The following is a 25,942-nucleotide window of genomic DNA, read 5'->3' on the forward strand; positions in this document are numbered from 1 at the left end:
CGCCCCACAACGCGTGTGGACCGAGCGGGAGCGGGACGTGGCGCCGTAACGGTTCCGGGCTCACGCTGCGCCGCTTACGCCGCGCGTTCCAACTGCCGTTTGCTCTGCTCTGGAGCACCCAATTGTCCTCTGCGACGACACGCCGCAGCGGAGCTGGCTGGCGTGTCGTCTGTAAGCATTTAGATTTACTAGTCATTTTAATGACCGCTCGGGAGATGGCGCCGACCCGCTTGCTGAATTTGAAATCCACATTCAAATAGAGGGAGCCGTCAGCGGCTCCCTGCAGAATGCGAATGACATCTCGATGACCCTCGACACAGCCCACATCGGAGAGCACCTGAGGATCCAGCAAGTCGCTGGCGAGCGCGCGTTTCGGCGCCGGTTGCTCGAGCTTGGGTTGGTGCCGGGCACGCGCGTCGAGCTCAAGCGCATCGCTCCTCTCGGAGATCCGATCGAGCTACTCGTGCGCGGTTGCAGCCTGTCCATTCGCCGTGCGGAAGCGCGCTCCATCCACGTCACGCGGGAGACAGCGGCTGAATCCAGCGCGCGCCCGGTAGCTTCGTGTTGTGACAGCAGCGAAACGCTCAAGCTAGAAGAAGAAGGAAGCGCCGCGTGACTCAAAGCCGGGTCGAGCCCAACGCTGGGCTCGACCGTGTAGCCCCCGCCCCCTCGGGCGGCGATCCTTGGGTGGTGCTGGTTGGAAACCCGAATGTCGGGAAGACCAGCCTCTTCAACCGTTTGTCGGGTGAGCGAGCCCGCGTGGGGAATTACCCTGGGGTAACGATTGAGCGACGCGAGGCGAAGCTGCGTCTTCCTGATAAGTCCAGCGCACGCTTGGTCGACGTTCCAGGTACGTACTCACTGAGCGCTCGCTCCGGCGAGGAACAGATCGCACTCTCATCGGTGCTCGGGATCGCTCAGAACCCGACGCCAGACCTCGTCGTCGTCGTCGTCGACGCTGGCCAGCTCATTCGCAACCTGTACCTGGTCCTTCAGCTGGTCGAGCTGCGCCTGCCAATGGTGCTGGCGATCAACATGATCGACGAGGTGGACGAGCCGATCTCTATCGACGTGTTGAGCGAAGAGTTCGGAGTCAGGTGTGTCGCGACGAACGCTCGTACAGGACAAGGCGTCGAGGACCTGCGCAACGCCATCGCCAAGGGGCTCGAGCACCCGGCGCTGCCGCAGCGCCTGAAGGTGGAGTACCCGGCTGAGCTCCGCGAGCGCAGCGCAACCATCGCGGAGGCGGTGCCCGAGGACTGGCTTCACTGGCGGCTGGACTCGGTCTCCCTGGAAGACCGCGCCGAGCGACGCCACGCCCTGGCCTTGTGGGGACTGACGAGCATCGAAGCCGACGACGAACTCACGGACATCCCGCAGAGCCTGCGTGAGAAGTGCCTGGAACTCGAGAGTGAAGGCGCCGACATCGACCTGGAGATCATCCAGGCGCGCTACGCATACCTGGATGCGCTCGCGGAGCGGCTCCACGGTGAGCGCGACCGCCACCCACCCAAGCGGCCTTTTTCCGAGCGGATCGACCGTTGGCTCCTGCACCCAGTGCTTGGCTTCGTGGTCTTCATCGGCATCATGCTGGTGGTCTTTCAGAGCCTGTTCGCGTGGGCGGATCCAGCCATCGGTCTGATCGAGAGTGGTGTCGCGGCACTCCAGGGCTTCATCCGCACAACGTTCTCCGACTCAATCCTGCGGGACCTGGTGACTGAGGGCATCGTCGGCGGCGTCGGAAACGTGATCGTGTTCTTGCCGCAGATCCTGCTGTTGTTCTTCTTCATCGGTCTGTTGGAGGACTCGGGCTACATGGCGCGGGTCGCGTACCTGATGGACCGCATCATGAAATCCCTCGGGCTGCATGGTCGCGCCTTCGTGCCGATGCTGAGCGGCTTCGCCTGTGCGGTGCCAGCGATCATGGCCACGCGCACGATGGAGCGGCAGCGGGATCGCTTGCTGACCATGCTGGTGATCCCGTTGATGACGTGCTCGGCGCGTTTGCCGGTCTACACGCTGATCATCGGCGCGCTGTTTCCCCCCAGCAAAGCCTTCGGCTTGCTGCCTGTGCAGGGCCTCTTGATGGTGGGTATGTACGTCTTCGCCATGGCCATGACGCTCGGCTCTGCCGCGGTGCTTGGCCGTACGACGGTGAAGGGCAGGCGCATCCCGCTGATCCTCGAGCTACCGCCATATCGTTTCCCGAACTTGCGCTCGATTCTGCGCTCGATGTTCGAGCGCAGCCTGGCTTTCCTCAAGGAAGCGGGCAGCGTCATCCTGGTCTGTACGATCGCGTTGTGGGCGCTTTTGTACTTCCCTCGCGCTGGTGAGGCTCCGCCGAATGTAGACCCAGTCGTGCACCAGGCGGAGGCGCTGGAGAACAGCTACGCCGGGCGCATCGGCAAGGGCATGGAGCCCGCGATCAAGCCGCTGGGGTTCGACTGGAAAATCGGCGTGGGTCTGATCGGCTCGTTCGCTGCGCGAGAGGTCTTCGTCTCCACGATGGCGCTGGTCTACGGCGTGGGCGAGCCGGAAGACGAGGAGGCGAAGCCGCTGCGTGAGAAGATCCGAGCGGAAACAAAAGCGGACGGCAAGCCAGCGTACACTCCGCTCGTCGGGTTCTCGCTACTGATCTTCTTTGCGATCGCCTGCCAGTGCATGAGCACCCTAGCGGTCGTACGTCGAGAGACCCGCACCTGGCGCTGGCCGCTCTTCATGTTCGCCTACATGACTGTGCTGGCTTATGTGTTCAGCTTCGCGGTGTACCAGGGCGGTAAGCTGCTCGGCTTTGGCTAGTGCAACTACGCTGTCGCGGGCTCAAGCATCCACCCGCGAGACTTCGCCGAAACGCGCTCGCAGATCTTGAAGCCACTCGGCGTGCTTTTGTTTGTCAATCAGCATCACCCCTAGCTCTCCTCCCCCCGGCAAACGAAACACCAGGTGCATCCGGCGGCCTTGCATTCCGCCAAGGAACCACTTCGTCTCGCGCACGCCCGCGATCTCTCCAACCCGCACCTCGATAGGATCCCCGACGATGCGCCGAACCAGCAGGCGCTTGTTGGTCAGTGCAATCAAAGCATTGCCGCGCGCGATTCCGTGCCCAGCATTCGATCCACGGTAGAGCGCAGCCTCGGGACCGAGCACCAGTGTCTCGCCTTTGGCCTCGAGCTCGCGACCAAGCGCTTCCACCTCTTCCCGAGAGCGCCGTCGCAGCCAACTAGAGACCGGGATCCAGATCAACAACTGCAACAGCAGGATCCCCGCCACGAGCGCCACCACGAACAGTGCGGTGTTCGTCGACTCCACGGCCCAGATGTAGCGCGCTTTTTCGAGCGGCGATAGCGTTGTGAGCCTGGGAGGGCTGCCTTAGAAGAAGAGCTGTGTTGCGAGCGACCGAAGGCTTCGACCCAAGCGCGCTCAGGGTATTGCCCCGCGGTTTCTGTCAGCGCTCTGTGCTCACCGTGGCCCGAGAACTGATCGGGAAGTATCTCGTGCGCGAGCAGGATGACGAGCTACTCGTCGGCCGCATCGTCGAGTCGGAGGCGTATCGCGGACCGGATGATCGGGCAGCCCACTCATTTGGTGGACGTCGAACTCAGCGTACTGAGGTGATGTTTGGCCCGGCGGGCCTTTGCTATGTCTTTCGAGTCTACGGCATTCACGATCAGGTCAACGTCGTCGCGGGCGACGAAGGGCAGCCGCACGCCGTCTTGATTCGTGCCCTCGAGCCCTGCTTTGGTTTGGAAGCGCTTCGCGCCCGCCGACTCACGCGAGGGGGAACGCCGCTTCCAGATCGCCACTTGATGAGTGGACCAGGAAAGCTGGCGCAAGCCATGGGCATCACACTCGAGTTCTACGGACACGCGCTCGATCAGCCGCCGCTCTACCTCGCCGAACGACCCGGGGCGGCGAAGCCCAAGATCGCGCGCTCCCCGCGTGTCGGCATCGACTACGCGGGACGCTGGGCGCAGAAGCCATGGCGCTTCAGCGAACGAGACAGCCCCTGGGTGAGCGTGAAGCCTTCACCCTGAGTCATGCGTTCTGTCCTCACCCAAGCGACGGCAATTGCCGAGGCTGCGGGAGGAAAGTAGGGTCCGACCCATGAGCGAACGTCCGAAGCCGCCGCGCCCTTCGAGCATTCCTCCGGCCTCCGTTCGCCCACCAGCACGAAGCACGCGTAAGGGACGTCTTGCCGGACGACGCATTGCGCTCGGAGTTACCGGCAGCATCGCCGCCTACAAGGCAGCGATCCTCGCACGCCTCCTCGTCAAGGACGGTGCTGAGGTTCAGGTCGTGTTAACCCACGCCGCACGCGAGTTCATCGGCGCCGCAACCTTCGCGGGGATCACCGGCAACCCGGTGCTGGATGACATGTTCGACGAGAACCTCGGAGGAGAGGTCCACGTCGACCTGGCGCAGGACAGTGACCTCGTGGTGGTGATGCCAACCACGGCGGACGCGCTCGCGCGCTTTGCTCAAGGACGAGCGGGGGATGTGCTGAGCGCTTGCTTGCTGTGCGCAACATCACCTGTGTTGCTGGTGCCTGCTATGCACCCGCGGATGTGGTCGCATCCGGCGACCAAGCGGAACGTGGCAACGCTCACCGGCGACGGGCGAGTGCTCTTCGTAGGACCGGAGAGTGGAGAAGTCGCGTCGGGAGAGAGCGGCGTGGGCCGCATGGCAGAGCCAGAGACGGTGCACGCCGCGATCCTCGCGCAGCTCTCCCACGATGGGCTTGCCGGGAAACATCTAGTCATCACCGCTGGGCCAACCGTCGAGGACCTGGATCCCGTGCGCTTCATCAGCAACCGTTCCACGGGGAAAATGGGCTTCGCGCTCGCAGAGCGCGCAGCACAACGCGGCGCCCACGTCACGCTGATCAGCGGGCCCGTCGAGCTACCTACACCGTATGGTGTGCACCGAGTGGATGTGCGCAGCGCGGTCGCGATGCGAGGAGCCGTCTGGCAAGCAGTCGGACCAGATCTCAAACACGCCGACGGCTTGATCATGTGCGCCGCCGTCGGAGACTATCGCCCCGCGGAATCGCATTCAAGCAAGCTCAAGCGTGGTGAAGGCGGGCTCGGCCTAGAGCTCGTACAGAACCCAGACATCATCAGCGAGGTGGGCGCGGCAAGACAGGGCAAGCGCCCAGTCTTGGTGGCCTTTGCAGTGGAGACCGCGCCGCCGGACGTCATCGTGGAGAACGCCCGAGGCAAACTCCAAAAGAAGCGCGTCGACCTGGTCGTGGCAAACCACGCTAAGGACAGCTTTGGCAAGACGGACAACGTCGCGACTCTGGTTGGCCCGGTCGATGCCCTCCCGCTACCCCAAATGCTCAAGTTGGAGCTCGCCGATCGCATCCTCGACTGGGTGCTCGCGCGGCTCTCCGAGAACCCCCAAGCTTAGCCCATGCCCCTGATCGCCATCGTCGTGCTGGTCGTAGGTGCCAGCCACTTTTATTTCCTCCAGGAACAGTACGCTGGCACCTGGACCATGTACGCCGGCCTCGGTCTGCCTTATCTCGTGTTCGCGACGCTGGCGCTGCGCGACCTTTGGGAGGAAGGTGTGCTCGCCGAGCGACTGGCACCGCGCTGGGGCGACGTGGGGCTCGGAGGCTTGCTCGGGCTGTTGCTCGTAGGCGCCGGTTGGATCGTGCGGGAGCAGGTCCTACCGGAGCACGACGTCCACCGCATTTGGGTGATGCGCATTCTGACCCAGGTCGGCGACGCGAAGGTGATCCAGGCGAGCATCGGCTTGACGCTAGCGATCCTCGTGATCGCGATGCTCGAGGAGCTGGTGTGGCGCGGCCTCGTACTGCCCCACGCAGAGCGTCTCGTCGGGGTGCGGCGCGGCTGGATCCTGACCGCGGTGCTCTACGCGCTCGCAGTGGTGCCAGCAATGTGGCCCACCCGCGTCGAGCCCATGGGCCTCAATCCCTTTCTGCCAGCCGCGGCGCTCGGCTGCGGTCTGGTCTGGAGCTTCCTCGCGGCGCGCCTCGGGCGACTCGCTCCGATCATGCTCAGCCACGCGGTGTTCACCTACTTCTCCGGCGTGGTCTTCCGCATCCCGGGGACCTGAGCCACACGAAAAAGCAACGGGCGTTACCGCGTGGTAACGCCCATCACGTCTCAGGCTTGCGAATGGTGTCGACTCAGTCGTCGCCAGCGATGCGCGCCATCTCCTCGTCGGAGATGTCGAAATCAGCGTAGACGTTTTGTACGTCGTCGTGGTCGTCGAGGGACTCGAAGAGGTTGAGACACACCTCAGCGTCGCGCCCGGACACCGCTTTTTTGTTCTTCGGCACGTACACCAGGCTCGAGTCCTTGACCTCGAGCTTCGCAGCTTCGATCGCCGTAGTGACCCGGTCGAGATCGGTCGGCGGCGTGTACACCACCCAGTCCTCGCCCTCGTCTCGATAGTCTTCGGCACCCGCCTCCACGGCGACTTCCATCAGCTGGTCCTCGGTGACCTTCGACTTGTCGAGGACGATGCTGCCCAAATAGTCAAAAGCCCAACCCGCGGTGCCGGACTGGCCCATCACGCCGTTGTGTTTCTCGAACACCTTGCGCAGCTCTGGTGCCGTGCGGTTACGGTTGTCCGTCGCTCCCTCGACCATGAAGAGCGTCCCTCCGGGCCCGGTGCCCTCGTAGACAATCTCTTCGTAGATCGCGCCCTCTACCTCTCCAGTGCCCCGATTGATCGCGCGCTGGATGCTGTCTTGAGGCACACCCTGGCCCTTGGCTACCAAGATGGCTTTGCGCAGGCGCGGGTTCCCAGACTCGTCGCCTCCACCCATGCGTGCGGCGATGGCGATCTCGCGGTTCAGCTTGGTGAACAGCTTGCCGCGCTGGGCGTCCTTCGCACCCTTCTTGCGCTTGATTGTGGCCCACTTGGAATGGCCGCTCATGACGAAAACCTCGACTGTTGATGGTGTAGCGAGCCAGCAGCGGCCCGCAGGGCGCTGGAGCATACTCAATCCGCTCTTGCCATGTGAGCCTCGTGACGCCCCTCGCATTCCACGCTGGCAAGCCACTGGACGCCGCGGCGCATCAGCGTGGGCACGCGCAGTGCCCTAGATCGGCCACCTCCGGACGAGAAAATACACCTCGCGGAACCCGGGCAAAGCGTGAGATTTCAGGGGCCTAAACCAACTTCGCTTGACAAAGTTTTTTCTCCGCCTAACTTCCGGCCTCCCAAGAGCAACCCATGGCTCGAAGGACGCCCGCGAAGGTGGCGGAATTGGCAGACGCGCTAGCTTGAGGTGCTAGTGGGGTAACTCTCGTGGGGGTTCAAGTCCCCCCCTTCGCACACACACCGATCAGAACAGAGATGATCGGTTCGCCCCCTCTCGGGGCGCGAACCCAGGGCCTGCGGAACACCGCGGGCCTTTCTCGTTTGTCCGCCTCGCGTCGCCGCCTAGGCCCACGCCGCAAGCCTGAGACTGGGCCGCTCAAGACTCGTTACATGCGCCGCTATCGATGCAGGCGCTGACGCATGCCGGGTAGGCCTCCACACAGTTGCTTTGGCATTCGACACGTGGAGGCAGGCACTGCACCGCGCAGTTCTCATCGCCTGCACACTGGCCGACACACTTGCTGCAGGGGGGCGTGCACTTGGCTTCGCAGGAATCGCAAGTATCCGCGCAGCGGGCGATGCATGCGCAGTCATCGTCGCGCGGCGGGCACAGCGCGTCGTCCGGGCCACCACACATCTCCGTCTCGAGCGAGGGTGCTGCAGCCTCAGCCCCCGCGTCAGCGACGGCAGGAGCGGGTGGCTCTACAGTCGCGGTGGACGCGCTCGGCGGCGCACCGGACGCGCTCGGAGCGTCGACCTCAGGCGCTGGGTTGTTGGGCGGGGGTGAGGAGCTCCCACAAGCCCCAAGCAAAAACGGAATCGCAATGCCGGACCAAGGGGCGAAGACGCGCAAGTACACGCTCCGATAGTCCCTCATTCACGGCGACAAGGCGTGAACAAACGCCACCGCAGAACAACCAAGGAGGCGCGCGTTTCAGCGACGCCAGCTCACTCGATGCAGCTCAGCGCTTCGAGCACTTCACTCACTTCGAATGGCTTGCGCACCCAGCTCATCACTTCGTCCGCGGCCAGGCCGGGAACATCGAGCGCGCTGCCCGTGATCATGACGACGGGCAACCCCGGATGCTCCGCCTTCAAATCGTGAATCCAGCGCGCCGGGTCGTCTCCCAGGGGAGAGAGATCGACCAAGGCCGCGTCGAACGCGTGGGCCTGGAGCTTCAAGAGTTCATCCGCCGAACGCGCCGCCAACACTCGAGCCCCGCGACTCTCCAGCGCCAGCTCCAGCAACGAAACGATCGCCGGGTCATCCTCGAGCAAGAGCACGCTGCGCCCGGCTAGCGAGGCAGGAGGCACGGAGCGGTGACGAATCGAAGAACGGACTTCACCAACTGGCCAACGCAGCTCGAAGCGCGCTCCGATCAAGCTGTCGCCTAGGCTCAAGCACCCACCATGGTTCTTCGCCACTTCAAACGAGTGGGTGAGCCCAATCCCCGCGCCGCCATCGCGAAGCGACACTTGGCCATCGAAGATGCGCTCCTTGAGCTCCGCAGGAACACCGGGCCCCTCGTCGGAGACCGCGAAGACCACGTCAGCCCCTTCGCCGATGACATCCAAACCCACCAAGCCCCCTTCCGGTGAGAAGGCGATGGCGTTGAGCAGCAAGTTGGTGAGGATCTGTTGGACGGCGATGGGGCTGAACACCGCGCAGTTGTCGACGCGCGAGTCGTCGACCCGCAGGTCGACGCCATTGCGGCTCGCCTCACGCAGCACACCAAGCGTCGCGTCCTTCGCGACGCTGCGCGCCTCACGGTCCAGCTCGTGCCGCGCGGAAACAGGTGCTTCCGCTCCGATCGCGCGACGAGCGGCAGCGTGCCCGATTCGCGCATGAGAGCGCGCGATGGCTACCGCATCTTTCACTGGCCCGCTGGCCAATTGGCCATCGGCGGCTTCCAGCCAACCAAGCACCACGGTCATCGCGTTGGACACCTCGTGGAGCACGCCAGCCAGCTCGCGCTCGCGCTCCGTTGGCTCGGACAAAGCCAACTCGGCACCACGGGACTCGGCGTTGGGGCCATCGCCAAGAGGGGATTTCACTCGACTACACTATTACAGTCAGGTGCTACGAACCAGCTCTGAGCGTTGAGAAAAACCGTATGAAAACGGCCAAGTGAGCCTGTGTAGGCGGGTGTCCCGGTGTGTAGCAGTCACTCCTGGCGCACCTCGCAAGTGGCCGCAGTTGCTGAGTTAATGCCCTGCGGTGAAGTCGCAACCAAGCGCGGCGACGCGACGCGCCACAGCACTTTGTTGCATGTAACCGTTGCGAGAATGTCAGCGGCGTGGGTGTGTACGGCCAACTCACTCGGATGGCAGCACGAGCTGGAAGCTGCCGTCGGTCGCGGTGTACGTCTCGCCAACCGCGATGACGCTGAGCGCACCGTCGCGATTCGGCAAGTAGCCATCTCCTCCGAGATAGGCATACGCCTTCACTGAGGCTCCCCCAACGGGCTGACCACCAAGTGACACGACACCCGACTGGACCACGGGGGCCGGGATGGTCAACACCCCCAAACCGTTATTGGGCACGGGAACGCTCACGTTGGGGCGCACCAACCACGGAAGGTTCGAGCCAACGGCTGGCCGCACGGAAATGTCGAAGACGCCAGGATCCGCCTCGAGCTTGAACGTGCCCGCCTGCCCCGTAAGCCCCGAGGAAGCGCGGGGTACGAATGGCGCCTCGCCGAGCGCCAATTTGAACGCGTCGATGGAGGGCTCCCGAGTCGAGGCAATCGCCTGCACCGTTGCGCCAGCGACGGCCGGCGAACCGGACTGCTCGAACAGCACAGTGCCGGCGATGGGCGTGCGCGTTTCGAGCTGAATCGTGCTACCGCCTTGCCCCTTCGGAGTGACGCTGATCTCAACCTCGCGGGCGCCGAGACCGCTGTCGTCCGGAGGGATGACCTGCACCCGATAATTTCCCAGCGGAATTGAATCGATTGAGAACGCGCCGGAGGCGTCCGCTTCGGTGGTCAAGGTATACGCACCGAGCACCCCTTCACCCAGGCCATCCAGCGTGGTTGACGTGAAAGTCAGCGTCGCGGCCTGTTGCGTGCGATCCGGTCCCTCCACGAAGCCGGCGTAGCTCCCCATCTCGAAGCTCACCTTCGAGAGATCCATCGAGAGCTCACCCGGTGCGAACACCTCGAGCCCTTCGCGCTTCCAGAGCAGCGTCGGCGCAACAACGTCTGCTGGCGGCCGAAGCTGGATCAACTCCTGTCCCTTCGCCGTGTCATCCGGCACCTCGTTGAACGGGACTTGGAGATAGTAGGCGCCATCCGCCAACATCGCGGGCTCCAACGTCAGCTCGTTGGAAAGCAGCTTTCCGCTCTCCGAATCCATCACAGAGACTCGCCAGCCATCGAGCTGCACATCTTTCGCGATGAAGTGCAGGCTCAGCTTGGAGGGCTCTCCAAGCGCTAGCGGCAAGTCGCTCGGGCCAGCCGGTACTGGAATCAGCCGATAGAGCTTGGGTACGACGGGGCACGCTTGGGTGTCCGTCCCGGACTGCGCCCGGACGTACACCTCATAATCCCCAGCGGGAATACTCAGGGACATCTTCCCTGCGGAAGTGTTCGCCGAGTACTCGTCGGGAGCGAGACCGAGGACGCGATCGATCGGCGTAAATGTGACGTGGACATCGCACGCGACCGGCGTGCCACCAACGGTCACCGTCCCCCGCACCGTGGACGGCGGGTCGAGCTCCACGGGTAGGAACTGCCCCCCCTGCCGCATCCCGCTGAAGAACTGCAGGAATCGAATCCCACCGACCATCTGGGTCGTGGTCGTGGGCGTGACGGCGAGCACCACGCCATCGATGACGCCTTCGCTCTTGCGGCACACGTCGCCGTCGCAGGTGGAACCCGCTGCGCAGTCAGACTGAGCTTCGCAACTGTTCTGCGTGGGCGCCCCCTCGACGTCCTCGAGGGTGTTCACGCTGCAGCCAGTGAAGGCCGCTGCGATCAATATCCCTGCGGACAAGAGAAACCGGCGCATCATTGGCTGGCCCCGCACTCGTCCACCAGGATGTCCGTGGGCTCACCGTTCTCGTCCTGCACCGCGGCCCACCAGGTGACGAGCGCGACATCCCCGTTGTCCCGAGGGCGAAACACGTTCACGTTGCTCGAGTGGGAGAGCATCATCGTGTAGCTATGACAGCCCTTGTCAGAGTCCCTGAAGTTGTAAGAGAGCACCGCCTGAGTTGGATCGCCCTCGTCTGGGTAGAGATTTGAACTCGGCTCGAACTCCGTGCTGTTGACGATCTGCGGCAGGTCGCTATCCGCTCGGAAATCGCGAAAGAGGATGGCCGTCATTGGGTCGCCGGCATCCTCCGAGCGATACAGCACCTTGAACTCGATGGTCTCCGACGTTTGAACCCGAATAACGCGGTTCAGAGACGGATCCGCCGATGAGGTCAGCAGGACAGGGGGCGTCTGACGCCGGGATTGGTATTCCGGCGCCTCACCAAGCAAGCAGCCCGTTTGGGTCAGCATCGCCAAGCTGACTAGCCACGGGCGTGCCAACCCAGCCTTCCTCAGGGTTCGGAAAATTTCCTTTGTTGTTCTGGCAACTTGCACTCGAGCAGGGCGCTTCACCTGGTTGCCGACGCCCGAGATTACAATTTCACCGTCGCCCGCGGCCATCGACCGCGACTCCAATGTCGCGGAGGCAGCGCCCTGGGGCGAACCGGCAGCTAGGAACCCGTGGTTCATCGACGCCTAGAATGTAGACCAGTTCGGGCGCTTGCGCGACGAACTGGCCGAGCGCCAGCGTGCATCGGCAAACTCAGGGCTAGTCGCAATCAAGACCAGGTCACTGATGGCTGGGCTCGCCGCGCAGAGCGTCGCGAGGCCACCGGGTGACTCCAATCCCTTGCTGGCGATGCCTTCTTCGGTGCAGGTCTCACGGACCGCCACCGCCAGGTCTCCGCCAACAAACAATCCAGCGCGGCGAATGGCGAGGCGCGCTGCCGCCACGGTCAGATCGTAGTCCAACGCCTCTGGGAGATCGCAGAGCTCCCGCAGGCGGCGCTGGGAGCGCGCGGGGATGCTCTCCCACAGCACCTCCGCGAGGGTTGCCGCTGCCGCGATGCGCGCGCCACCGGCCCGCGGTGGCCCGAACGCGAGCCCGAGCCCTTTGAACACGGCGCGGGCTTGAGACTCCGTGGAGCCAAACAGCAGCACGTACTGCGGCAACGTGGCTCCCAGCATCGCGCCTAGATGGAAGCTCAGCTCCGGCGACATCTGAGGCACGTCACCCGACAGGATGATCCCAGGTGGATCCATGAGCGCTACGCCGAGAGTCACCGCACCCGAGCTCTTGCGCTGGAAGAGCGGAGTACGCGCGAGTCCGAGGAGCCGCGCCGCGACAGTGTAACCCCGCGCAAGAGGAGTCGGTGCGTTGAGCGGTACCCGCTCGACTCCTGTCACACCGTAGCTACTCGGATCCCTGCGGAAGATGTGCTGAGCACCTTCCCAAACCAGGGCGAGCGCCTCGGCGCCTGGGCCAGTGCCTTCGCCGAATAGCATGCGGTGTACGCGCTCCGGTTGCTCGAGTTGCGTCTCCAACTCAGGCGGCGAGACCGACTCCCCTCCCCCGAAAGCGTACAGCACGTGCTCGACCGCACGGGCGTACACGAAGTCCTTGTCTGCCAGCGCAGCCTCGTAGAGGCGCTCGAGAGTCCAGCGATCCCCAGGTACCAAGGTGCTGACCCGACGACACACGGCCACTAGGTCCTGACTGCGGTCGCTACGGTTCTGCAACTGACGAATCAGCTCGCGCCCCGCTTCGACCGATCCAGCAGATAGCTCCGCCAGGAGCTCGGCCTCCTGCTCGCCATGTGCGGAGACCGTCCTCGAGGCACGCCTCCACTCCTGGCTGAGGGGCATCGGCGCGTCTGAGGTCGCAGCGCGCAGCAAGCGCCCGCCAGGTGGTATCGAGCTCGGCACCGTCGAACCAGGAGCAACCGAGGCGGGGGCAGACTTGGGCGCGTCCGAGTCTGGCGTGTCCGAGCCAGGTGCTTCCGTCCTGGGTGCCTCCGAGCTTGGTACCGCTGAGGTTTTGGCCGCCGCGGCGCCCGCCAGCTCGTCTTCTGCGTTTGCGCGTGGGGGCGCGGAACTCCCGCGGACGCTCCGCCGGTGCGAGCTACCCGGAGCTTCAGCTCGCGGATCCGACACGCTGACGCTCGCCTCCTCGCTGATCGCACCCTTGTGCTTCCGCGAGGTAAGCGAGAGCGCCTCCTCGTCCGACCTCGGTTCGATGCTCGGTGGCGGGGCAATAGCGGGACGTTCAGAGCCCGGCGGCTCGGCACTCGGGGCAACAAGCTGACCCACCCGCTCCTCGCGCTGGACATCCGCGCCCGGCTCCTCTCGCGGTAGCGGGGCGTAGTCGTGCTCCGGCGGCGGCGGCGGCGGGTCCGAAGCCATCAACCGCCTCAGGTCGACTTGCTTCAAGAGCGCAGTGGCGCGGCTCTCGGGGTGGATCGCCGCCTGCTCGAGAAAGCGCGCCGCGTGCTCCACGTCTTTGGCGTCCAGCGCTGCTTGCGCAGCGTCCAACGCGACCTGCCCGGACTTGCGCACGGCCCGCAGATCACCGTCCAGCGCTGCGTCGAAGAAAGGCAGCGCTCGCTCTTGTTCACCACGCGCGAGCAGGCGTTCACCAAGGCCGATGGCAATCAACGGAAGCGCGCCGACTTCCGCGTGGGCGCGCTGAAGCTCGCGCATTGCGGCTTCGCCATCGCCCAGCACGTCCAACGCTTCCGCGAGGAGAAATGCGCGAAGCTCTGTCTGTTCGGGATCCAGGCTCTCTTCGATGCTCCTGAGTTCCGTCAACGTGACCCGAGCGTCTTCGCGCCCCCCAGCGTGGCGGGTGCGGTACTCGAGGTAGCGAGCGAAGAGCTGAGGCTCCGCTGCTTGCGGTGCGATACGTGCCGCTCGCTGCGCTCTGGCGAGCGCCAGCTTAACGTCGCTTCCACGCTCGGTGGCCGACGCAGATTCCACGAGCAGGGAGGCGCGCTCGGCGGGCGGGGCCATCGAACTGAGGGCCAGCTCCTCGAGGGCTTCAGCCAAAGACAATGGGTTATCTGCCACCCGCTCGACTTCGACCCGCAGCCGCCGCATCTCTTCCGATTGCGCCCAAGCTTCCATTCCGTCCAGCACGCGGCGCGCGCTGTCGACATCGCCTCCCGCCAGGTACGCGCGGCACGCGGCTCGCCCCAGAGCTGCCGCGCGCGCCTTCTCTCCGGCGATCGCACTCGCTTGCAACCAAAGCGGTGCCGCGCGGAGCTGGTCGCCGAGCTGCTCGTGAGTTCGCGCGAGGGAACACAGGACGTCTAGGTCCTCCCCGTGCGTGTTCAGCATCGACTCGAGCTCACCTCGAGCCTCGTCGGCGCGACCGAGGTGTTGCTCGAGAATGCGCACGCGTTCGAGACGCAGGGCGCGCGCCCCGGAGGTCGACGAGCGACTCGCGCGGCGCTTCAGGAAACCGGAGACCGCCTCCCAATCCCCTTCTGCCTCTGCCGCACGCTGCGCGGCTGAAAGCGCCTCGGCGTCGGTTGCATCCAGCTCGAGCACTTTTTCCCAGAGCGCCCTCGCCCCCGCCAGATCTCCCTGCCGCTGAAGCATCCCGGCCAGATCACGCATGGCGCCAAGCTTCACTGTCAGCTGCTCGTCCTGCTCCGAGAGCTGGCGCAACGCAGAGATCTGCAAGGCGTCGTCTCCGGCCTGGCGCGCAACTTCGAGCAAGTCTTGCACCAGCTCGAGCGCGTCTGGCGCAGCCTGAATGCACTCCTTCAGTAGCTTCAGTGCTGCCTTGGCGTCTCCGCGGGTCGCAAGCAGTGCGGCGACATCCCGGGTCAGACGGATTCGCTCCTCCAGGCCGAGCCCTTCGAGCGCGAGTTGCTCCCGTAACACGGCGACCAGCGGCTCGCTCTGCCCGAGCTCGGAGTAGGCCTCGCGCAGTCGCTCGAGGACCGTTCGGCTCAGCGTTGCTGCCACTCCGCGCACGGCGCGCGCTTGCTCCAGCGTCTCCGCCGCCTGTCGTTGGTCGCCTCGAGAGAGCTGCCCCTGCGCAACCTCCAACAACCCAGTGACGCGTTCCTCTGGCGAGCGGGCCTCGAGCAGGCGCCGCTCCAGAGGCGTGCGTTCGGCCTCCGGCAATTCCGGGAGGATCTGTCCGACGCGGCGCTGCAGGTCCGCCCTGTCGGACTCGCGCAAACACGCTTCGACCAAGAACTTCGCCGCGACCTCGGGCCTTCCCCGTTGCTCGGCCAGCTTCGCACTCAGAGCGAGCGCCGAAACGCCTGCGACGCCGAGCTGCAAGGTGGAGAGCATCTCGTCCAACCATTCGTCACACGTCGCCGACTCCTCGGCGAGCTCAGCGCTCGAATCCGCCAGGTCCTCCAGCTCCGGCGCCGCCGGGTTGACGCGATAGGCCGCCCGAAGCGCCTTCCAGCCGAGACCGCTCGCACCGAGGCCTTCCAACGCAGCTCGCGCAGCCTGGACAGCGAGGCGCGCTCCATCGTCCTGCTCCAGCTGGGAAAGCAAGCCGGATAGAGCGCGCTCGAGCCGAAGCTCGAGTACATCGCGTTCCTGGGGCGCGTAGCCGAGGATGCCCTTGAGCGTTTCCCCGAGGCTCCGAAGCGTCTCGACTTCAGGGCGCACCGTGAGTGCCCGAAGCAGCACCTCGAGGCGCTGCCTTTGGCCCTGCTCGCCACTACCGGAGAACACCGCGGCGCGCTCGAGCCACTCGGCGCGCTCGGCGTCGCTGCTGGACTTTGCGGCAACGCGCTCTAGAGCCGTGAGCGCGGTCAACGGCTCCGCCGCACGCTCGGCCAAGCGTACCATCTGCACGAAGGTAATCCCCTGAGCCGGGACCGCCTCAAAAGCCTGCACCGCGTGGCTCAACGCGCGCTTGAGCTCCCCTCGCCGCTCAAGATGCCTTGCCGCGCGGTAATGAACGGCTCGTTCACCGTAGCACCCAAGGGCTGCTTGGGCGACGCGGTAATAGGCGCGCTCCAGCGCCTCGATCGACGCTTGCTCAGTCCCGGCGGCCCGCTCGGCCACAGCAAGCACTTCACTGCGTGATGGATCGAGTTCGATGCTGGCGAGCGCTAGCTCGAGTGCCTGCTCAGCGTCTCCGGCCTTGAGCGCTTCGTTTGCCGCGATAGTCAGCGCCCGAGCGCGCTCCGCGGGCTCCGTGCGTCGCTCGGCAAACGCCCGTACCCTCGACACGCACTCGGCTTGCCCCGCAAAGCCCAACAGATCTTGGGCAAACGTGGCGATCCCCGACTCCGGGTCCAACAGCGCGGCGCGCTCCCAAGCGGCAATGGCGCCTTCGTGGTCTGCCGCGAGATCCCACAGAGCAGCGCCCAGCTCACGCCACGCCCTTGCCGCGCGAGGCACACCGGCACCGCTCTGCGCGCTAAGACACTCGGCGCGCGCCTCGAGCAACGCGATTTCGCCATCGGAGCCTCGCGGAGGCAGCGCGGAGTCCAGTCGCTGAAGGACCACGTCGGCGCTCGCGCCTTCGTGAATTGCCCGGGCCAAGCAGCGCGCGGCCCCGTCGGCATCTCCAGCTTCGGTGCGGCGGCGCGCCACTTCGAGCAACAACTCGGGTCGCGCGGTGCCCGGCGCACCGGAAGCCAACTGGCGTTCCCGCACGGCAATGCCGAGCCCACGCTCACCCGTGCTATCCGCCACCTCCAGGATGGCGGCGCACAGCACCTCAGCACGCGGGCCGAATAGATCCAAGACGCGACGTGCGACGGCTCCGGCTCGCGCGGGCTCGAGCTCGCTCAGTCGGAGCAGCGCGCGCGCCAGCGGCTCCGCGAGGTTCCCTGCTGGTTGAGCTTGAGAAAGCAGCCAGCCGAGGGCGTCTGCAAGGCGCTCTGCGTTACCGGCGCGCGTAACCCGGTCGAGCAGGGCCGCAGCAGCTTCAGGATCCCCAGGACGCAGCGCGAGCCAGCGCTGTGTCCACGCAAGCGCCGCAGGTAGCTCGCCCGCTTCATCGAGCGCTTGGGCCAGCGCCCGACACCAGCGAGCGCGCGGAACGACGACGCCAACCGCGTGTTCGATAGCGCCCGCCGCCTCGGGGCCAGCCTGTTCGAGGGCACAGCTCGCCAGGGTCGCGGCGGCGCGCGCACTGGAAGGGTCCGCGTCCTTGGCGGCGTGAGCAGCGGCCCAGGCGGCGTCCCCCCGGCCGGCGACGCCCCAAGCATCTGCGGCCGCGCACATAATTACCGCACGGAATCCGCGTGCAAGAGGCTGAGCCAAACGCTCGAGAGCCCTCGCTCGCAGGGACTGGGATCCGATACGATTCGCCAGCAGCAAGAGCATGCACCACGCGGCGCGATGGCCTGCTCCCGCATCCAAGAGCGGCTCCAGGTGACGAACCGCAGCCACCGTGTCCCCCGCCGTCCGCCGCAGCTGAGACAGCCGCAGCGCGGCGCGCTCGGCCTCGGCCTTCGAGCCCGATTTCAGCTGAGACTCGAGCAGCGCGGTCAGCTCCTCTGCTCGGCGCTCTCGCTCGAGCAAACGCTCGAGTTGGGCTCGCCAAGCGCGCTCCTCGGGCTCGCTCTCTGCGAGCTCGTTGAGGAGCGTGATCTGCTCGTCCACCGCCTCCGGTTGAAAGCGCAGCGCCGCGACCAAGCGACGCAGCGCCTGACCGCGCCCCTCGCTGGTTTCCGCCAGCGCGGCGCGGGCGTTTTGCGTCGCCTCTTGTTGGAGGCGTGCACGCGGCCGCAAGCGCTCGCGCTGCTTGTCGAGCTCAGCGTCGGGGGCGAGGGTGGCCAGGCGCTCGAGCGCCCAAGCGGCGAGTGTTGGGTCGCTCAGGCGCTGCTCCGCCATGACCATCAACTCGGTTAGGCAGCCCTCGCTCCCGGCCAGCACCGCTTCGTTGGAGCCCGGCGTGACGAGGCGCCCCACACGGATCAGCGCCTCCACCAGCGGCGCCTGATCGCGGGTGGCGGATGCATGGCTACGCAGCGCGATCTTGGCGTCTTCGTTGCTTGGGTCAGCGACCAGCGCGGCCATCCAGGCATCTACCGCGCGTTCCGGCGAGTTCAGAGGTCCCGAGTAGAGGCGCCCAAGGGCCAAGCCAAGGCGTGCGCGTGCCGCGCCGCTCTGTTGCTCCAAGCCAAGCTGCAAGCGAGCGGCGAGCAGTTCGTGCAGGCCAGCCCGCGCGAGGACTTCGTCGAAGCCCTTGGAGGCGCCGTCCGCGTGCGTCACCGCGCGGAAACTAGCGTCCGGGTCAAGCTCTTGATCGAGCCCAGCGTCGAGGCCCGCAGCAAGTGCCCGCGGCAAGTCGTCCGCACCCAATGCGTCACGCAAGCGGCCGAGGTGTGTGGAGAGTGACCCTCGCTGGCTAGCGAGGGCGTGCTCCCTCAGCACTTCGTCGGCCGCGCCACCTCGCCCACGCGCGCTGAGGGACTGAGCCAACAGCTCGGCCGCGATCGCAGACTCCGGGCAGAGTTCGAACGCACGCAGCAAGTCTTCGAACGCAGCGGCGCGCTCCCCACGCGCTTCCCTGCGGCGGGCCCCCTCCACGTAGGCGTCCGCCGCCCGCGCCGGGGTGATGGCCGCAGGTGCCCAAGCACCGATTGCACCGAGCAGCTCGACGATCAGCGCATCATTCGGGGCCTTTTGACCGGCATCCGAGAGCACGTCGACAGCGCTCTCAGGTGACCCTGCACGCGCCTCCAAGACAGCGATGCGGGTCAAGATCAACGCCGCTTGCTCCGGACTGCGCTCGAGCGCTGCGGGTCGCAACGTCGCCGCGGCAAGGGCTGGCTCGCCGAGTCCGGCGAACCACCCCGACAGCTCCTCACGCAGCTGTGGATCCTCCCCAAGCACGAGAGCCCGACGCGCCAAGCGGGTCGCCGTATCGAGTTCGCTGCCGCGCGCGGCCAGCGCACGCGCGAGCTGCACGGACGCCACACGCTCTTGCTCCAGATCCTTCGCGCGCTTGGCTTGGGCGAGTCGCCCCCTCAACCAAGCTTGCTCCGCACGCGCCCCCGCTCGACGCGGCACGATTGAAGCGCGCGTTTCGTTCAGCCACTCACCCACCAACGCGCCTGCAGCGCCAGGAGCGGCGACGCTCACGAAGCCGGGGGGCAGAGTCTGACGATCCGTCGTCTCTGCGCTCTCTTCGCCTTCCACGTTGGGTTCGGTGTCTTGCGTGTCGGCCATGCGCTTTGGGGGTGTCCGGTGAAGGAGCGCTGGCCCAGCCGAGCCGTGCCTCACCCACCTGGAGTTGACAACAAGAGTACACGCGACGGACGCATTTGATGGGGTTTGCGTCGCCAAGAAAGCGCTCATGTCACGCAGCCGAAGCCAGTTCGCGTGCTTCCGGGCTTGTCCCAGGGACCCCGTGCGGACTAGCCTCTCGGGCACGCGGCAGTCTGGCCGCGCGGAGGCCTCATGCGAAAAATCGCCAGTCTTTCTCTTGCTCCCCGCTTGGTAGCGGCTGTCCTAGCCGGATCCGTCGCCAGCATGTCTTTCGCCCCGATGGCGGCTGCCCAGGGCGCAAAGCCCGCCGACGCGCCGAAGAAAGAGGCGAAGAAGAAGCCGCCAACGGCCAAGCAAAAGAAGGACGCACGCGCGGCCTACGGCGCTGGCGAGAAAGCCTTCGACGCTGGCCAGTTCGCCGATGCCGAGACGAATTTCCGCAAGGCCTACGAGATCATCCCCACGCCCCACGCGGAGTACTGGATCGCGAAGAGCTTAGATAAGCAGGGCAAGGTCCTCGAGGCCATCGAGGCCTACAGCAAGTTCATGGACAACCCGGACCACGAGCGCGCCGGCGAAGAAAAGTCCAAGGACGCGGAGACGCGCCTCGCTGAGCTGAAGAAGACGCCAGGCGACTTCAAGCTCGTCACGGTTCCTCCGGGCGCCGCGGTCACCGTCGATGGCCAGGCCCAGATGGGCGAGACGCCGATGGATCTCAAGCTCACGCCCGGGAAGCACAAGATCGAGATCGTGGCCAACGGCTTCGAGCGCAAGACGATCGAGGTCGAGATGACTCCCGCCGGGACCGGAGAACAGAGCGTGGAGCTGACCGAGGCAGCGCCCGAACCCGCGCCCACTCCAACCCCGGCGCCGGCTCCCGCCCCGGTGACACCTGAGCCCGAGCCGGAACCCGAGCCGCGCAGCAAGCTGCCGGCTTACATCACCCTCGGTATCGCTGGCGCGAGCGCGGTGGTGGGCACCATCTTCGGCATCCAGGCGCTGGGTTCCAAGAGCGACTTCAACGACAACCCCACCAACGACGCGGCGGACGACGTGGAGCGCAACGCGCTGATCGCCGACATGGCCTTTGGTGTGGCGATCACCCTGGGTGTGACGGGCATCGTGCTCCTCACGTCGGGTGACGACGACCCGGTCACGGAAGCCAAGAAGATCCAGAAGAAGCGCTGGGCACGCTGGCAGGTCGCGCCCTACGCCTCGAAGAAGGGTGGCGGCGGCTTCGCTCAGTTCAGCTTCTGAGCCGACTGCTTCCTCACGGAACCAGAGTTTGGTGCTACTCGGATCAGAAGCGCCAGCTGTACGGGCTCTCGAGCAACCTCGAGGGCCCGTTCGCTTTTTGTGAAGCGCGGCCCGGCGTCTCGAGATTTGCCCTGACATTTCTGGGTTCGGGGGGGAGGCGCGTTGGTTTCGCGCTAAACTCCGCTGGGTGCGACGTCTCGTCTCGTGCGCTATCTCGGCTCTGGCCCTGTGCGCCAGCAGCCAAGCATCCGCGACGTTCTCCATCGTCGCTGTGGACCTGCGAGACGGCAGCCTTGGTGGCGCCGTGGCTTCGTGTGTGGCCTTGGACACCATCAAGCAGGTCTACGGCGCAGTACCCGGACACGGAGCGATCATGACGCAGTCGTATCTGCTTCCACGCGCCCACACGGACGCCCTTGTGTGGCTCAGCGCGGGACAGAGCCCTGATAGTGTGGTGTCGCAGCTCACTCAAGGCAGCTACGACGCCGACTTTGAGCTGCGGCAGTATGCGGTGGTGAGTCCAGCTGGGGAGATCGCGAACTTCAGTGGGTCCGGAGCAAACGCGTTCACCGGGCACCTGGCTTTCGAAGTGCGAGACCCCGAGAGCCAGGCACGGCGCTACGTGGTCGCCGCGCAGGGTAACTTCCTCACGGGGCAAGCCGTTCTCGAGGGCGCGCGCCAGGGCTTCGACGGCGATGCCTGCGACTTACCCGCACGGCTCTTGAATGCCTTGCGAGCAGCCGGCAGCGCCGTTCAAGGCGACGCGCGCTGTACCCCGAACGGAACACCGGCTGAGTCGGCGCTGCTCGCGGTGGACCCGCCAACGTTTCCGCAAGGTAGCTACCTGACGCTAACGAGCGAGGTGAGCGCGCCCGCCACAGAGGACCCAATCGCTGGCTTGGTACAGCAATTCGCTGACTGGCGCCTTGCACATCCCTGCGAGGCGGCTGGTGCTGGCGGAGGTGCGGCTGGTGCCGCGAGCGTGCCGCGGGACGCGGGGACGGACGGGGGTGGGTGCCAGGTGGGAGCGGTTTCCGCTGACCCGCCGGGCTGGCGCGCGCTTGGGCACATCGGCGTGCTGGCGCTCGCGGCGCTCGGAGCTGGGCTGCGGCGGAGATACGCCACACCTCACCCCCGAAAAACGAGCAAAATGCGCTAGCGCCCGATCAGAGCCGTGCGGAAATGGCGTCCACGACCTGACCGTAGTCCGCCGGGAGCATCACCGGAGGGTTGCTCAGGGTCGTGTCCACGCCGGGCACCTTGCCCTCGTGAAAACCAACCTTGAACTCGGTGAACTTGAGGCCGTTGGCGGTGGAGACGCACACCACGCGATCCGTTGACTTGATGGTGCCGTTGTTCACCAGCTTCTCCAGCACGGCGAGCCCGACCGCGGTGTGCGGACAGGTGTACATGCCGGTGCGGTCCGCGCGGGCCGCTGCGTCGCACAGCTCTTGCTCGCTGGCCTGCTCCACGACGCCGTTCAGCTCCTCCAGAGCCTTCAGCGCGCGCGGCGCACTCACCGGGTTGCCGATCTGAATGGCGGTCGCCAGCGTCTGTTGGGCGGTGATGGGCTCGACCGTCTTCTTGCCGGCGGTCCAGGCACGGTAGAGCGGGTTGGCGTTCTCAGCCTGCGCCACCGCGAGGCGCGGGTAGCGATCGATCAGGCCAAGCTCCCGCATCAACTTGAAGCCGGAGTAGAGGGCGTAGGCATTGCCCAGGTTTCCACTCGGAAGCACCACCCAGTCGGGCACTTGCCAGTCGAACTGCTGCACGATCTCAACGGCGACCGTCTTTTGACCTTCGATGCGCAGCGGGTTCATCGAGTTAGCGAGGTAGACGATGCCCTCCTCCGCCAGCCGCTGAACGATCGCCATGCAGCCGTCGAAGTCGGTATCCAACCCGAGCACCAGCGCCCCGTGGGCCAGGGGCTGCACCAGCTGCGCCGTGCTAATTTTTCCTCGCGGCAATAAAACGACAACCGGCAGGCCCGCCGCCGCACCGTAGGCCGCGAGCGCGGCGCTGGTGTCACCGGTCGAGGCGCAGGCGATGGCCTTCACCTTCAATCCCTGTTGAAGCGCCTGGCGTACGACGGACACCAGCACGGTCATCCCGAGATCCTTGAAGGAGCCGCTGTGGCTATTTCCGCACAGCTTGACCCAGGTCTCGGGGACGCCGAGCTGCTTGCCGTAGCGTTCCGCCCAAAACAGGTTGGTGCCGCCCTCGTACATCGAGACGATCATGTCGTCGGGCAGCGACGGCATCACCCACTCCCGCTTGCCCCACACGCCCGAGCCATAGGGCCACTGGTTCACTCGATAGCGCTCGTCGAACAGGCGGATCCAAGCTGCGGCGCTGCGGTCCCGCAGCGCATCGATGTCGTGCGCTACTTCGAGCAAGCCACCACACGTTGGGCAGCGGTACATTGGAACGGTGACGGGCCAAGCACCATCACACCCAGCGAAACACTTGAACTGACAGGAGTAAGCCACGGGGGCGCACTATATCGCCCGCGCGCGAGTCGTCGACCGAATCCGTCAGCGGCCGCTCAGGCTGCGCGCGAACTCGCGTTCGGCGATCACGGCCCAGCCACTTCGGGCGCCCAGAACCGCAAGAAACGCCGCGCCATCGAAGCGTTTTGGGCAATGGAAGAGATCCACCACGCACGCCTCGTGCTCCGGCCAGGTGTGGAGGGTGAACGTCAGGTCTGCCGAGAAGCACATCAGCGAGAGGCCCTGGGGCTGCCACTCATGACACACCACGCGTTCCGCAACGTCCGCCGGCAACAAGCTCCTCACCAGGAGCGAGAGCTGCGACGGCGCAAGCCCGGCTCCCTGAGGCGCGCGAAACTCTGCCACGCGGTGAGTGCGAACGGTCACGTGGGCTCCCCCGCAGGCGCTGGCAGATTGCGCTCGAAGAAATGCGCGCGGTGCTCGCGGAAGCCGTAGGCCTGCTGAAGCTCGAGCAGGCAGCGCTCCACGTCGAAGCGCACACAGGAGAACAAATCCGCGTGGAGCACGCGCTGCGCCGGACGAGCGTGGACGCTGAAATGGCTCTCCGCCAGCAGCACGAGGCCGACAAGCAACGGCTCGGGAGCGGACTCTATGTGTACCTGTGGCTCACCCACCACGCGCAGGCCCAGCACCTGGGGCACGTCAGTGAGTAGGCGCAGCAGGGCGCCGCGGTCGGCCAGAGCCGCCCCGTCGCAATCGAACGCATCCACTATCCAGTGCCAGCCTAGCTCGATCATTCGCTGCGAGGGTCTAGCACAGGTTAGGGCGCTGGCAGGCGCCCCTTGGGATCATCCGCGAGGTTTCGCAAGAAGCCCGTGCACTGGTCCATGGCCGCGGGGATGTTGTAGATCACGAAGTGGCCGTCACCCCCGGTTGGCACCCACTGCATGAGGCCGCCGGAAGCCGCGCCCCCCGCGAGGTTTCCGCTGACGCCCGCTGCTGGGACAGAAAAAGCAGCCAAATCTGGCGACCACGCGAGCTCTGCAGGCAAGCGCACCACGGGCTCGATGGGGGATAGCCCCATCGCCACTGCCTCCACTTCGATTCCGTGGGGAGGCGCGTAGGAGTCGCCCGTGCCGTCGGCGTTCACGCCTTCGGTCATCAAGATGCTCTTTGGCGCGAAGCCTGGGTGGGGCCGCTTGATGATCAAGGGAACGTAGTGGATGGGATCCGTTGGGTCGACGATGGTCTGCGCCAGGGAGAGCTCCGGGTGCAGCTCGTTGAGCTCGGATTGCTCGGCCGGCGACAGCGCCAAGAACACGTTGCGCACGAGCGCCGCAACGTCCACCGGCTCCGTCTTCTCCAGCAGCGTGATGCTGATCAAGCTCGCGGAGCCACTGAGCACCGCACCGCGCGCGGCGTCGTCCACCGCCAAGAACATCGGCCCGTTGAGGCCGCCCTGGCTGTGCCCCATGAACATCAGCCGACTGGTGTCGAAGCGGATCTCGCTGCCGGTACGGCTCACGCTGGCAGGAATGCTCGTGGCCGACTCGGTGAACAAGCGGGCCTGTTGTACGACGTCGATCGCCGACTGCGGACCGTTGGCGCGCGCGGCCACTGGGTTCGAGACGTTGAAGAACAGCACCTCCGGGTTGCCGCCGTCCGCACCCGGGCGCGTCCCGTGGAAGATCTGATCGATACCCATGGTGGCGATGCAACGTTTGGCGAGCTCAGGACCTTCGTGGCCCGAGCGCACGAAGCTGCGGTAGCTGCCGCCAGTGCCATGAGCATAGAGCACGATGGGGTAGCCTTCGGCGGGCATCGGGCAGGCGGTCGCATCGGGCACGGTCAGCGCGAACCGCAGGTCGAAATCGCGCTGCACTTCGGGATTGCCTTGAGCGTCGAAGGCTAGCTCGCCGCCATCACCGAAGCTCGCAAACGGGATGTTTCCGCGTTGAAAATCTGGAGAGGGACCGTACATGCCCTCGTACACATCAGTACCCGCCACCGGATCCATCGCCTGCCAGGCGCTGGCTGTAGGCGCCTGATAGTTCTGCTTCACCCAGTCGGCGAGCTCTTGCGTCTGCGCCGTGGGGTCGTTGGTGGTGAAGGACGTCAGGTGCACGATGTGCTGGCGTTCGACGCCAGCGCTCTCCAGCGCGTCCAACGTGGAGGCCAACGCTGCGTAGTGGCTCGCCAGCGCCGCGGGCTCAGTGGGCGCGGTGGAGCCGAGCAGCGTGCTCAGCTCATCCGCTGGTCCGAGGCTGCCATTTTCCGCGTGCAAAGCATCAGTGACGACCAGCGCGTAGTGGGTGCCTCCCCGAAGCGGGTGGCCGAACGCAGGCATGAACGCCAGCGTGTTCTCTGGCCAGTAGACTCCCGCGTCCGCCTGCCAGTGGAGGGACACCGGCCAGCGCTTGCCCACGTCGGGGGAACTCGGATCGACGTCGATCAACTGGACGCTGCTCGTCGCATCGGTGGTCGCCAACGGACCACTCGGCAACGTCGAAACATCGATTGGGCCGGTGAAGCGCAGATAACCGGCAGCGACTGGGCTGAAGCCGTGAATCACGCCCTTCATCGCCTCGACGTAGTCCCGTAACAGCGGCACCGCCCGGGGATTCGGGTAGCCCTGAAGGTGGATGCTGCCGTCGCTGTCCAAACGGAAATCGCTCGGCCATGGGTGATCAAAGAAGGTCTCGTCGGACAATGCGTCCAAGCTGTCGGGAACGTGATAGACGGACTTCACCGCGAAGCCCGCTGAGCCTCCAGTGCCTCCTGTCCCGCCGATGCCTCCGCTGCCTCCCGCGCTCGACGAGCTCGGAGAGCCATCATCGCTGCTGCAGCCAGCAGCCAACGCCACACCCACGAACAAGCAAGCCGCCCATCCCCTTGAAACCATGACCGAGAGGTTACCTG

The 25,942-nt window shown here is 65.7% G+C and carries 18 protein-coding genes and 1 tRNA gene; 8 read left to right on the forward strand and 11 right to left on the reverse strand.

The genetic code is table 11. The features are described 5' to 3' along the window. Positions 1-304: 304 nt before the first annotated feature. Both H6718_03305 and feoB read left to right on the forward strand, forming a co-directional pair. Complete coding sequence (locus H6718_03305) at positions 305-616, forward strand: ferrous iron transport protein A (protein ID MCB9584394.1); 312 nt, start codon at positions 305-307, stop codon at positions 614-616. Then, positions 613-2,799 (forward strand): ferrous iron transport protein B, encoded by a 2,187-nt coding sequence (gene feoB, locus H6718_03310; GenBank protein ID MCB9584395.1) that lies wholly within the window; start codon positions 613-615, stop codon positions 2,797-2,799. Before H6718_03305 ends, feoB begins: the two co-directional genes overlap by 4 nt. 21 nt (positions 2,800-2,820) lie before the next feature. Here the strand turns inward: feoB and H6718_03315 are convergent, their stop codons facing one another. After that, positions 2,821-3,309, reverse strand: coding sequence for a hypothetical protein (locus H6718_03315; protein ID MCB9584396.1), 489 nt, complete (start codon positions 3,307-3,309; stop codon positions 2,821-2,823). Positions 3,310-3,428: 119 nt separating this feature from the next. Here H6718_03315 and H6718_03320 point away from each other — a divergent pair, with 119 nt between their 5' ends. From H6718_03320 to H6718_03330, 3 genes are all read left to right on the forward strand, one after another. Further along, positions 3,429-4,034: a DNA-3-methyladenine glycosylase gene (locus H6718_03320; GenBank protein MCB9584397.1), complete on the forward strand. Its 606-nt coding sequence runs from the start codon at positions 3,429-3,431 to the stop codon at positions 4,032-4,034. Positions 4,035-4,104: 70 nt separating this feature from the next. Then, entirely contained in the window at positions 4,105-5,409 is a 1,305-nt protein-coding gene (gene coaBC, locus H6718_03325; protein MCB9584398.1) for a bifunctional phosphopantothenoylcysteine decarboxylase/phosphopantothenate--cysteine ligase CoaBC, read from the forward strand. Between the two features lie 3 nt (positions 5,410-5,412). Then, positions 5,413-6,081, forward strand: coding sequence for a CPBP family intramembrane metalloprotease (locus H6718_03330; GenBank protein ID MCB9584399.1), 669 nt, complete (start codon positions 5,413-5,415; stop codon positions 6,079-6,081). A 73-nt stretch (positions 6,082-6,154) separates the two neighbouring features. Here H6718_03330 and H6718_03335 read toward each other — a convergent pair whose 3' ends face one another. After that, complete coding sequence (locus H6718_03335) at positions 6,155-6,910, reverse strand: YebC/PmpR family DNA-binding transcriptional regulator (GenBank protein ID MCB9584400.1); 756 nt, start codon at positions 6,908-6,910, stop codon at positions 6,155-6,157. Positions 6,911-7,227: 317 nt separating this feature from the next. Between H6718_03335 and H6718_03340 the strand changes: the two genes are divergently transcribed. Next, positions 7,228-7,311: transfer RNA gene (locus H6718_03340), tRNA-Leu, on the forward strand. 142 nt (positions 7,312-7,453) lie between these two features. Here the strand turns inward: H6718_03340 and H6718_03345 are convergent. The 5 genes from H6718_03345 to H6718_03365 form a co-directional block, all read right to left on the reverse strand. Next, positions 7,454-7,954, reverse strand: coding sequence for a hypothetical protein (locus H6718_03345; GenBank protein MCB9584401.1), 501 nt, complete (start codon positions 7,952-7,954; stop codon positions 7,454-7,456). A gap of 71 nt (positions 7,955-8,025) precedes the next feature. Then, positions 8,026-9,132, reverse strand: coding sequence for a response regulator (locus tag H6718_03350; protein ID MCB9584402.1), 1,107 nt, complete (start codon positions 9,130-9,132; stop codon positions 8,026-8,028). Between the two features lie 261 nt (positions 9,133-9,393). Further along, positions 9,394-11,091, reverse strand: a complete 1,698-nt coding sequence (locus tag H6718_03355) for a hypothetical protein (GenBank protein ID MCB9584403.1) — start codon at positions 11,089-11,091, stop codon at positions 9,394-9,396. After that, a complete protein-coding gene (locus tag H6718_03360; protein MCB9584404.1) occupies positions 11,088-11,615 on the reverse strand; it encodes a hypothetical protein in 528 nt (175 codons plus the stop codon). The genes H6718_03355 and H6718_03360 overlap by 4 nt, the downstream gene beginning before the upstream one ends. A 195-nt stretch (positions 11,616-11,810) precedes the next feature. Then, positions 11,811-19,277: a hypothetical protein gene (locus tag H6718_03365; protein MCB9584405.1), complete on the reverse strand. Its 7,467-nt coding sequence runs from the start codon at positions 19,275-19,277 to the stop codon at positions 11,811-11,813. 303 nt (positions 19,278-19,580) lie between these two features. On the opposite strand from H6718_03365, the gene H6718_03370 reads away from it, so the two are divergent. Together H6718_03370 and H6718_03375 are read left to right on the forward strand one after the other, a co-directional pair. Beyond that, positions 19,581-20,573, forward strand: a complete 993-nt coding sequence (locus tag H6718_03370; protein ID MCB9584406.1) for a PEGA domain-containing protein — start codon at positions 19,581-19,583, stop codon at positions 20,571-20,573. Positions 20,574-20,760: 187 nt separating this feature from the next. Beyond that, on the forward strand, positions 20,761-21,732 hold the full coding sequence (locus H6718_03375; GenBank protein MCB9584407.1) for a DUF1028 domain-containing protein: 972 nt from the start codon (positions 20,761-20,763) through the stop codon (positions 21,730-21,732). A gap of 7 nt (positions 21,733-21,739) precedes the next feature. Here H6718_03375 and thrC read toward each other — a convergent pair whose 3' ends face one another. The 4 genes from thrC to H6718_03395 form a co-directional block, all read right to left on the reverse strand. Beyond that, on the reverse strand, positions 21,740-22,996 hold the full coding sequence (gene thrC, locus H6718_03380; GenBank protein ID MCB9584408.1) for a threonine synthase: 1,257 nt from the start codon (positions 22,994-22,996) through the stop codon (positions 21,740-21,742). Positions 22,997-23,107: 111 nt separating this feature from the next. Continuing rightward, positions 23,108-23,449, reverse strand: a complete 342-nt coding sequence (locus tag H6718_03385) for an S-adenosylmethionine decarboxylase (protein ID MCB9584409.1) — start codon at positions 23,447-23,449, stop codon at positions 23,108-23,110. Then, positions 23,446-23,820, reverse strand: coding sequence for an S-adenosylmethionine decarboxylase (locus tag H6718_03390; protein ID MCB9584410.1), 375 nt, complete (start codon positions 23,818-23,820; stop codon positions 23,446-23,448). Before H6718_03390 ends, H6718_03385 begins: the two co-directional genes overlap by 4 nt. Before the next feature lie 23 nt (positions 23,821-23,843). Continuing rightward, complete coding sequence (locus H6718_03395) at positions 23,844-25,925, reverse strand: hypothetical protein (protein MCB9584411.1); 2,082 nt, start codon at positions 25,923-25,925, stop codon at positions 23,844-23,846. Positions 25,926-25,942 lie beyond the last annotated feature (17 nt).

This window comes from Polyangiaceae bacterium, from assembly GCA_020633205.1.
In the GTDB taxonomy this organism is placed as follows: domain Bacteria; phylum Myxococcota_A; class Polyangia; order Polyangiales; family Polyangiaceae; genus JAHBVY01.